Below are 9,007 nucleotides of genomic sequence, written 5' to 3' on the forward strand. Positions count from 1 at the left end.
ATGCTTGATTCTGCATATATTGATGGCCATGGGTGCCGGTCACGATCACAGTCACATGACTACAGCGGCGAGCGCCTCTCGGATGATCCCCCGGATGGTCATCGCCGCGGCCATCCTGGCGGCGTTCTTCGTGGTGGAACTGACCACGGCGCTGCTGATCAACTCGATCGCGCTGCTGGCCGACGCCGGACACATGCTCACCGACGTCGTCGCCGTGTTCATGGGGCTGGCCGCCGTCGTGCTGGCCAGGCGGGGCAGCTCGTCACCCGATCGCACCTACGGGTGGCATCGAGCCGAGGTGTTCACCGCGGTAGCCAACGCGGTGCTGCTGATCGGGGTCGCGCTGTTCATCCTCTACGAAGCGGTGGACCGGCTTCGCGAGACTCCCGCGGTACCCGCGATGCCGATGATCGTGGTGGCGCTGTCGGGCCTGGTCGCCAACTTCGTCGTGGCGATGCTGTTGCGGTCCCATTCCGAGGGCAGTCTGGCGGTCAAGGGCGCCTACATGGAAGTCGTGGCCGATACCGTCGGCAGCTTCGGCGTGTTGATCGCCGGCGTGGTGACCGTCACGACGCGCTGGCCCTATGCCGACGTGGTGGTGGCCGTGCTGGTCGCGCTGTGGGTAGCGCCCAGGGCGCTGGCGCTGGCCCGCGCGGCATTGCGCATCCTTTCCGAGTCGTCGCCCAGCCACATCGACGTGTCGGAGCTTCGGTCGGCGCTGGGCTCCGTGGACGGTGTGACGGACGTGCACGACCTGCACGTGTGGACACTTTCGCCGGGTAAGGACATGGTCACCGCGCACCTGACCAGCGGCGGCGAGTTGACCACCGTGCTGCGGGACGCCCGTGCGCTGCTCTATGCCCGGGGGTTGAAGCACGCCACCGTTCAGGTGGAGCTGCCCGAGGATGCCGGATACTGCGCTGCCAACCTGTAACCATGACTGATCGCCTGATTCGTCCGCTGCGTGAAGCCGACCTGCCGACGGCGAGCGCAATCTGCCGACGAGCATTCGCGACGTTCATGAGGGTGCCCGACCCGCAGACCTTCTGGGCGGACCGTGAGTACGTCCGGACGCGTTGGCGTGCCGATCCGGATGCCGCGCTCGCCGCCGAGGTGAACGGCGCCGTGGTGGGTTCGAATTTCGTGACCAGGTGGGGCAGTTTCGCGTTCTTCGGACCGCTGACAGTGACACCGCAGCTGTGGAATCAAGGCATCGCCCAGCAGTTGATGACCGCCACGATGGATCTGATCGACTCGTGGAACATGACCGCGGCGGGGCTCTTCACGTTCGCCCACAGCCCTGGCCACATCCACTTGTACCAGAAGTTCGGCTTCTGGCCTCGGTTCTTGACCGGGCTGCTCGCCACGACAGCCGCCGAGCCGGCGGCCGTCTCGTTCACCAGGCCCTCGCAGGCCGGAGCCGGCGAACGGAACGGTCTGATCGACGCCTGTGGTGCCTTGACCGACGACATCTACGCCGGCCTGGCGTCAGCGCCGAAATTGAGTCGGTCGACGCCCAGCAATTGGGCGACACCGTGCCGCTCGGTAGCGGCGACTCGGTGGACGCATTCGCGGTCTGTCACCTGGACACCGGTACCGAGGCCGGCGCCGACACCTGCTACATCAAGTTCGCCGCCGTCAGCCCGAGGGCACCAGCCGACCACGTCTTCGGGCAGTTGTTGGATGCCTGCGAAACGCTTGCCGTGCAACAGGGCATGCGCCGAGCGGAAGCGGGCGTCAACCTCAATCGTGGCCTGGCGTATCGGAGCATGCTCCGTCGCGGCTTCACAGCCGAGTTGTACGGCGTGTCGATGCACCGACCCGACGCACCCGCCTACATCTACGTCGTCGATGACCTGCGGTGACCAACCCGGTCAGAGGCCCAGCGCCGGGCGCGCGGCGGGGTCGCAGTCGTCCAGCAGGTCCAGGCACCGGTCGTACTCGTCGGTTTCCCCGATGGCGTCGGCGGCTCGCGCCAGCGCCGCCACGCAGCGCAGAAAGCCTCGATTGGGCTGGTGCGAATAGGGCACCGGACCGAAGCCCTTCCAGCCGTTGCGACGCAACTGGTCCAGGCCCCGGTGGTAGCCCGTACGGGCGTAGGCGTAGGCGGTGATGGCCTTGTCGTCGCCGAGCGCCTCCTCGGCCAACGCCGCCCAGGCCACCGACGCCGACGGATGTGCGGCGGCGACGATGCCCGGGTTTTCTCCGGCCAACAGCTCGGCCTCGGCGTCACTGTCGCCGGGAAGCAGGATCGGATCAGGCCCTAGAAGATCATCCATCGGCGTCATGACGCCTATTCTGCAACTTTGCCCATCCGCCCTATTAGGGCCGGTGGTCATTTCCCAAGGACCCCGCCCCACCTCGGCGATCAGGCGAACCGGGGGTCGAATCGCTAAGCTCCGAACTACCCACTCGATAGCGGGAGGACAACAGCGCTTATGCCCAACGCACCCGAACCCGACCGCCGCGACACCGAAACCGGGGGCCAGTCGGCCGGCAATGAAGGCGCCGCAGGCACCGAGCGCCAGCCTCTGATCCCCGACGACGCCGAAACCGAGACCGTGGTGATCTCCACATCTGACCCGGAGAACAATCCGGGATCGGCAAACGCGGACCTGCCGCGCGAACGCCGCTTTACCGCGCCGGGCTTCGACGCGAAGGAGACCCAGGTCATCGCCACCTCTCCCGAGCCGGCCACCGAGGTCTTCCACACCTCCCCGGCACCGCCCGGTCCCCCGCCGCCGATCGGCGGACCACCGAAAACCGCGACGCCACAGTCGATTCCGCCTCGCGGCGGCAAGCCGCCGTTGAGACAACGCAACTGGGGTTGGGTGTTGGCGATTGTCGTGATCGTGCTGGCGGTGGCGGCCATCGCCATCCTGGGCACGGTACTGTTCACCCGCGGCAAGCACTCGAAGGTGTCGCAGGAAGACCAGGTGCGGCAGACCATTCAGAGCTTCGACGTGGCAATCCAGACCGGCGACCTGACCACGCTGCGCAGCATCACCTGCGGCACCACCCGCGACGGCTACGTGGACTACGACGAACGCTCCTGGAGCGAAACCTATCGACGGGTTTCGGCGGCCAAGCAGTATCCGGTGATCGCCAGCATCGACCAGGTTGTCGTCAACGGCCAACACGCCGAGGCCAATGTCACCACGTTCATGGCCTACGACCCGCAGGTCCGCTCGACACGCAGCCTCGATCTGCAGTTCCGCGACGACCAGTGGAAGATCTGCCAGTCTCCGAGCAACTAACTCAGACGCCGAGCAGACACACAATCGCACCGGACATGGCGGATTTGTGCGAGTCTGCGACTGCTCGCGGAATGGAAATCAGCCGGCGAGCGACTTTCCGGCGCAGTGCAGGTCGTTGCAGGCCTCGATCACCCGCTCGGTCATCGAAGCCTCGGCCTTCTTGAGGTAGCTGCGCGGGTCGTAGACCTTCTTGACGCCTACTTCGCCGTCGACCTTGAGCACGCCGTCGTAGTTGGTGAACATGTGACCGGCGATCGGGCGGGTGAACGCGTACTGGGTGTCGGTGTCGACGTTCATCTTCACCACGCCGTAGCGCAGCGCCTCCTCGATCTCGGACTTCAGCGAGCCGGACCCGCCGTGGAAGACGAAATCGAACGGCTTGGCGTCTTCGGGCAATCCGAGCTTGGCCGCCGCCACCTTCTGCCCCTGGGCCAGGATGTCGGGACGTAGCTTGACGTTGCCGGGCTTGTAAACGCCGTGCACGTTGCCGAACGTCGCGGCCAGCAGGTACTTGCCGTGCTCACCCGCGCCGAGCGCGTCGATGGTCTTCTCGAAATCGTCTGGGGTGGTGTAGAGCTTGTCGTTGATTTCGTTGGCGACGCCGTCCTCTTCGCCGCCCACCACGCCGATCTCGATCTCCAGGATGATCTTGGCGGCCGCCGCCGCTTTGAGCAGCTCCTGGGCGATCACCAGGTTCTCGTCGATCGGCACCGCCGAGCCGTCCCACATGTGCGACTGGAACAGCGGATTGCCGCCCTTGCTCACCCGATCCGACGAGAGAGCCAGCAGCGGCCGCACGTAGCTGTCGAGTTTGTCCTTAGGGCAATGATCGGTGTGCAGCGCGACGTTGATCGCGTACTTGGCCGCGACGACATGGGTGAACTCGGCCAGCGCGACAGCACCGATCACCATGTCCTTGACGCCGAGACCGGAGCCGAACTCCGCACCCCCGGTGGAGAACTGGATGATGCCGTCGCTGCCGGCGTCGGCGAAGCCTTTGAGCGCGGCGTTGATGGTCTCCGACGACGTGCAGTTGATGGCCGGAAAGGCGTACGCGTTCTCCTTGGCACGTCCCAGCATCTCGGCGTAGACCTCGGGCGTTGCAATGGGCATAAACTTCCTCCTCGAAGAATGCTGGGTCTAATCAGTATTGCAACTCACCAGTTTGTGTCCAGGCCGGTGGGTCTGGCCCGGTATGTTGGGACATCGTGAGCACCGCCGTGACGGCCCTGCCGGACATCCTCGACCCGATGTACTGGTTGGGCGCCGACGGGGTTTTCGGATCCGCCGTGCTGCCCGGGATCTTGATCATCGTCTTCATCGAGACCGGCCTGCTGTTTCCGCTGCTACCCGGGGAATCGCTGCTGTTCACCGGCGGGCTGTTGGCCGCGAGTACCAACCCGCCGGTCACCATCGGGGTGCTCGCCCCGGCGGTAGCTGTGGTGGCGGTGCTCGGCGATCAGAACGCGTACTTCATCGGCCGCCGGATCGGGCCGGCGCTGTTCAAGAAGGAAGATTCGCGGTTCTTCAAGAAGCACTACGTGACCGAGTCACACGCATTCTTCGAAAAATACGGGCCCTGGACGATCATCCTGGCCCGCTTCGCGCCGTTCGTGCGGACCTTCGTCCCGGTGGTCGCCGGCGTGTCCTACATGCGCTATCCGGTATTTCTCGCGTTCGACATCGTCGGCGGCATCGCCTGGGGCGCGGGTGCGACGCTGGCCGGCTACTTCCTGGGCAACGTGCCGTTCGTGCACCACAACCTGGAAAAAATCATCCTGGGCATTCTGTTCGTCTCGCTGCTGCCGGTGATGACGGCGGCATGGCGTACCTACCGGTCACGGCGGCGCGAAAGGAACGAGGCCGCACTACCCGAGTGAGCCGACGCCGGCGACGCTGTGGGCGGCCTCCATCAGCATCCAGCCCGACAGCTGTACCGACAGATCGCGCTCCGGGATCTCGGAGCTGTTCACCGCTCCCGCGACGAACTGCGCCTGCTGTCCGCCCGCGGTGGGCAGCTCGGCGTCACGGTCCCAGAAGGCCCCGAACACCGGCAACCCGTCCACCGTTTGCCGGTAGTCCCACGCTGATTTCGCCGACGACAGCACGATCTTGGCGGCGCTGCGGCGAGCCGCGACGTCGTCGGCGGAGTCGCCCGGCAACGTGGTGGCCACCAGCGCCAGGTAGCGGGCGGTGATACCGGCGAACAGGCCGCCGTCGCCGCCCCCGGCGCCGCGCAGCACACCAGCCGGCGCCATGTGCTGGTCCACGGCTGCCACCAGCCGCTGCACCCGGGCGAAGTGGCGCTGGTCGCCGGTGCGGGCCGCCAATTCGGTCTCCAGACCGAGCACCACACCCTGGCAGTAGGTGTACTGGGCGCGGACCAACGACCCGTCTTTGATGCCGTCGAACACCAGCTGCGTCTCCGGGTCGATCAGCGTGCGGTCGATCCAGTCGGCCATCTGCTGGGCACGCTGCAGCCAGTCGTCATAGCGGGCCAGAAATATCCCGGCCGGGCCGTTGGCGGGGGCGTTGAAGAACTGGTCCTGCTTGCGCCACGGGATGCCGCCGCCGTCCTCGGGTGCCCATGCGTTGACGAACTGGGCGGCCAGCTTCGGCAGCGCGCACCGCCGCTGCACCCCGGCGATCCGGGCGGCGCGTTCCAGGGCCAGCGCCAGCCACGCCATGTCGTCGTAATAGCTGTTGGTCCAGGAGAAGTTGTTGCGCAGCCGATGCGAGCGGACCTGCCGGTTGATGCTGATGTGCCGCTGCGGCTGTGGGTCGCGCAGCTGCGCATCGAGCAGGCAATCCAGCAGATGCGCCTGCCACCAGTAGTGCCAGGTGCCGAACAGTCGGTCTTTGCGGGCCGCTGGCCAGGCCACCACACCCAGCTGCGTCCCCGGCATCGCCCAAAGCCGTCTGAGGTGCCGCTGGGTGACGGCGGCTTCGGAGGTGGCGGCCCGGTTGGCCCAGAGCTGGTCCATGGGTTAAATCCTGCCTTAGCCCTGGCTACGGTCAGCGACGGATCCGATATTCCACGGAACATCCATTGAGCGGGTAAAGAGTGCCGGGCAGGTAATGCTCACCCTGTTGTCTGTGACGGCTACCTAGTCTCCGAAGCTCACATCGTGCGAACGTGATCCATGCAATGCTGCCACTACTATGGCCGCCGCAATCAGCGCGGTGCCCAGCACCGTTCGAAACAGCTTGGGGCCCAAACTGATTAGCTCGTGCCGACGCAACCGCGGATGTGCCGGCGGCGCGATGGCGCCTCCACCGTCGGAATAACCATGTGCTGCCGACATGCTCAGATTCGCGATGACTTCGCGGTTTTCGGCTTCCGGCTGTGCGATTCGCCGTCCGGGGTCGAGAATGCTCCCGGCGGAGGGCGACAACGTCGACGCCGGAGGACGTCAGAGGACGTCGGCGGGTGCCGTCGAACCGGCCGCAACTGATGGTGGTGGAGTCGTTCAGCGTGGCTGCGCTTTACCGTCTCGGGGTATTCTCAGCATCCATACTCAATTTCGCCTTCTGTAGTCGGCACCGACTGGTCGCCAACTCCCCAGACGAAGAATTGGCCGGATTCGAATATTCCGAGAGCACACTGTGATGAGTTACCGACACAATGTTGCAGGTACCACCTACACGTTTGATGGTCTGGTCGATGTAATGGCGAAAGCAACGCCATTGCGGTCCGGTGACCAGCTCGCCGGCTGCGCCGCCGAGCATGATGCCGAACGTGCCGCGGCCGCATGGGTGCTCGCCGACATACCCCTGACCACGTTCCTCACCGATGTCGTGGTCCCCTATGAAACCGACGAAGTTACCCGCCTGATCATCGACAGCCACGACCGCGAGGCGTTCAGCCCGCTCGCCCACCTGACTGTGGGCGGTTTTCGGGACTGGCTATTGGATACGGCCGCCCGAGACGACAGCGCGACACGAATCGCCGCAATCGCCCCCGGCCTTACCCCAGAAATGATTGCCGCGGTCTCAAAGATAATGCGCAACCAGGATTTGATTCTGGTCGCCGCGGGCTCAACCGCTACCGCGGCCTTCCGCACCACCATCGGGTTGCCGGGCAGGTTGGCCACTCGGCTGCAGCCTAACCATCCGACCGACGACCCTCGCGGAATCGCGGCGGTGGTGCTCGACGGCCTGCTGATGGGATGCGGAGATGCGGTGATCGGCATCAACCCGGCCACCGACTCACCACACGCAACCTCGGAGCTGCTCTTCCAACTTGACGACATCCGGCAACGCTTCAGCATCCCCACCCAGTCGTGCGTGCTGTGCCACGTGACGACCACCATGGAACTGATCGGCCGGGGCGTGCCCGTCGACCTCGTGTTCCAGTCGATCGCAGGCACCGAAGGCGCCAATTCCAGTTTCGGCGTCACCATCGCAATGTTGTTGGAAGCCAACGAGGCTGCCCGATCACTCCACCGCGGCACAGTCGGCGACAACGTGATGTACCTGGAGACGGGACAGGGGTCGGCCCTGTCGGCTGGAGCCCACCTCGGCGTGGGTGGCAAGCCCGTCGACCAGCAGACGTTGGAGGCTCGGGCCTACGCGGTGGCCCGAGCGCTGCAGCCGCTATTGATCAACACCGTCGTCGGATTTATTGGACCTGAATACCTTTACGACGGTAAGCAGATCATCCGTGCCGGGCTCGAAGACCACTTCTGCGGGAAACTGCTCGGCCTACCTATGGGCGTCGACGTCTGCTACACCAACCACGCCGAAGCGGACCAGGATGATATGGACACGCTGCTGACCCTGCTGGGCGTAGCGGGTGCCGCCTTCGTTATCGCTGTCCCCGGCGCCGACGACATCATGCTGGGCTATCAAAGCCTGTCATTTCACGATGCGTTGTATGTGCGGCAAGCGCTGGGTTTGCGCCCTGCGCCTGAATTCGAAGCTTGGCTGGCCGGCCTGGGCATGGCCGACACCAACGGCCGAATTCTGCCTATCGATCTCGCGAACTCGCCATTACGCGCCCTGGCCTCCGGTTGATGGGCATGTCGGATTCCGCACCCGCAGAAGACGTTTGGGCACCGTTGCGGGACACCACCCAGGCACGGATCGGACTTGGACGTGCGGGAAACTCGGTACCGACGCGGCACGTCCTAGAGTTCCAAGCCGCTCACGCCGCCGCGCGTGACGCCGTCCATGACCCGCTCAATGTCGACAGCCTCACCAAGCAAATCCGCGAAATCGACCTGGGCGCGCCACTGCAGGTGCAAAGTATGGCCACCTCACGAAGTGAGTACCTCCGCCGGCCCGACCTCGGTCGCAGCCCAAAAGATTTGTCCGCCGTACCGAAAACCGGCGCGGACATCGGCATCGTGCTCGCCGACGGGCTCTCACCCGCCGCGCTCACTAACCCGTAGTTCCCCCTGGTTTGGTGACGGGTTGGGGTGTGACCTGCAGTTTTGCGGTCTGGCTGTGGGGTGTACTGCCTACGTGTAGCCGAAGCGGTGGGAATCTGGACGAGGTGCGCCTGCTGGTGGATATCGACGTGGTGGACGGCGAATCGCAGCGTGCGGCGGCCAAGGCCCTGCATGCCCTGGGTCCGCGCTGGGCGCTGGTCAAGGGCGGGCATCTGCGGTCGTCGGAACGCAGCTGCGATCTGCTTTACGGTGGGGCCGATTTTGACGAGTTCGACGCGCCGCGGGTGAGTACGGGCAATGACCATGGCGGGGGCGACACGCTGGCCAGCGCGCTCGCCTGCGCACTGGCGCACGGAT

At 65.4% G+C, this 9,007-nt stretch carries 9 protein-coding genes and 3 pseudogenes; 8 read left to right on the forward strand and 4 right to left on the reverse strand.

The window, feature by feature from the left end:
* Window positions 1-28 precede the first annotated feature (28 nt).
* Window positions 29-934 (forward strand): cation diffusion facilitator family transporter, encoded by a 906-nt coding sequence (locus tag CDN38_RS11025; RefSeq protein ID WP_075509492.1) that lies wholly within the window; start codon window positions 29-31, stop codon window positions 932-934.
* Between the two features lie 86 nt (window positions 935-1,020).
* Window positions 1,021-1,275 (forward strand): annotated as a pseudogene (locus CDN38_RS32390) (GNAT family N-acetyltransferase); the annotation flags it as partial.
* On the opposite strand, the gene CDN38_RS30000 reads toward CDN38_RS32390, so the two are convergent.
* Window positions 1,206-1,472, reverse strand: a complete 267-nt coding sequence (locus CDN38_RS30000; protein ID WP_201258249.1) for a hypothetical protein — start codon at window positions 1,470-1,472, stop codon at window positions 1,206-1,208. The pseudogene CDN38_RS32390 and the gene CDN38_RS30000 sit on opposite strands and share 70 nt — an antisense overlap.
* 51 nt (window positions 1,473-1,523) lie before the next feature.
* Here CDN38_RS30000 and CDN38_RS30005 point away from each other — a divergent pair, with 51 nt between their 5' ends.
* Window positions 1,524-1,865 carry a hypothetical protein gene (locus CDN38_RS30005; RefSeq protein ID WP_201258248.1) on the forward strand — a complete coding sequence of 114 codons (342 nt, stop codon included), beginning with the start codon at window positions 1,524-1,526 and terminating at the stop codon, window positions 1,863-1,865.
* 9 nt (window positions 1,866-1,874) lie between these two features.
* Here the strand turns inward: CDN38_RS30005 and CDN38_RS11035 are convergent, their stop codons facing one another.
* On the reverse strand, window positions 1,875-2,288 hold the full coding sequence (locus CDN38_RS11035) for a DUF3151 domain-containing protein (RefSeq protein ID WP_036411254.1): 414 nt from the start codon (window positions 2,286-2,288) through the stop codon (window positions 1,875-1,877).
* Between the two features lie 150 nt (window positions 2,289-2,438).
* Here CDN38_RS11035 and CDN38_RS11040 point away from each other — a divergent pair, with 150 nt between their 5' ends.
* A complete protein-coding gene (locus tag CDN38_RS11040; protein WP_075509491.1) occupies window positions 2,439-3,257 on the forward strand; it encodes an Rv0361 family membrane protein in 819 nt (272 codons plus the stop codon).
* Between the two features lie 78 nt (window positions 3,258-3,335).
* Here CDN38_RS11040 and fbaA read toward each other — a convergent pair whose 3' ends face one another.
* On the reverse strand, window positions 3,336-4,370 hold the full coding sequence (fbaA, locus tag CDN38_RS11045; protein WP_036411256.1) for a class II fructose-bisphosphate aldolase: 1,035 nt from the start codon (window positions 4,368-4,370) through the stop codon (window positions 3,336-3,338).
* 95 nt (window positions 4,371-4,465) lie between these two features.
* On the opposite strand from fbaA, the gene CDN38_RS11050 reads away from it, so the two are divergent.
* Window positions 4,466-5,137, forward strand: coding sequence for a VTT domain-containing protein (locus CDN38_RS11050; protein ID WP_075509490.1), 672 nt, complete (start codon window positions 4,466-4,468; stop codon window positions 5,135-5,137).
* On the opposite strand, the gene CDN38_RS11055 is transcribed toward CDN38_RS11050, so the two are convergent.
* Window positions 5,126-6,241, reverse strand: coding sequence for a glycoside hydrolase family 76 protein (locus CDN38_RS11055; protein WP_075509489.1), 1,116 nt, complete (start codon window positions 6,239-6,241; stop codon window positions 5,126-5,128). The two genes, CDN38_RS11050 and CDN38_RS11055, sit on opposite strands and share 12 nt — an antisense overlap.
* A gap of 625 nt (window positions 6,242-6,866) precedes the next feature.
* Between CDN38_RS11055 and CDN38_RS11070 the strand changes: the two genes are divergently transcribed.
* The 3 genes and pseudogenes from CDN38_RS11070 to CDN38_RS11080 form a co-directional block, all read left to right on the forward strand.
* Complete coding sequence (locus CDN38_RS11070; RefSeq protein ID WP_075509486.1) at window positions 6,867-8,273, forward strand: ethanolamine ammonia-lyase subunit EutB; 1,407 nt, start codon at window positions 6,867-6,869, stop codon at window positions 8,271-8,273.
* 5 nt (window positions 8,274-8,278) lie between these two features.
* Window positions 8,279-8,644: pseudogene (locus tag CDN38_RS11075) on the forward strand (ethanolamine ammonia-lyase light chain EutC); the annotation flags it as partial.
* Between the two features lie 98 nt (window positions 8,645-8,742).
* Window positions 8,743-9,007 (forward strand): annotated as a pseudogene (locus tag CDN38_RS11080) (bifunctional hydroxymethylpyrimidine kinase/phosphomethylpyrimidine kinase); the annotation flags it as partial.

Source organism: Mycobacterium ostraviense (assembly GCF_002705925.1).
In the GTDB taxonomy this organism is placed as follows: Bacteria; Actinomycetota; Actinomycetes; order Mycobacteriales; family Mycobacteriaceae; genus Mycobacterium; species Mycobacterium ostraviense.

What these genes read in the sequence shown, in the direction of transcription:
- CDN38_RS11070 (WP_075509486.1), top strand. Translation starts at nt 6,867, where the DNA reads ATGAGTTACCGACACAATGTTGCAGGTACCACCTACACGTTTGATGGT.
- CDN38_RS11035 (WP_036411254.1), bottom strand. Translation starts at nt 2,288, where the DNA reads ATGACGCCGATGGATGATCTTCTAGGGCCTGATCCGATCCTGCTTCCC.
- fbaA (WP_036411256.1), bottom strand. Translation starts at nt 4,370, where the DNA reads ATGCCCATTGCAACGCCCGAGGTCTACGCCGAGATGCTGGGACGTGCC.
- CDN38_RS30000 (WP_201258249.1), bottom strand. Translation starts at nt 1,472, where the DNA reads ATGTCGTCGGTCAAGGCACCACAGGCGTCGATCAGACCGTTCCGTTCG.
- CDN38_RS11055 (WP_075509489.1), bottom strand. Translation starts at nt 6,241, where the DNA reads ATGGACCAGCTCTGGGCCAACCGGGCCGCCACCTCCGAAGCCGCCGTC.
- CDN38_RS11025 (WP_075509492.1), top strand. Translation starts at nt 29, where the DNA reads ATGGGTGCCGGTCACGATCACAGTCACATGACTACAGCGGCGAGCGCC.
- CDN38_RS11040 (WP_075509491.1), top strand. Translation starts at nt 2,439, where the DNA reads ATGCCCAACGCACCCGAACCCGACCGCCGCGACACCGAAACCGGGGGC.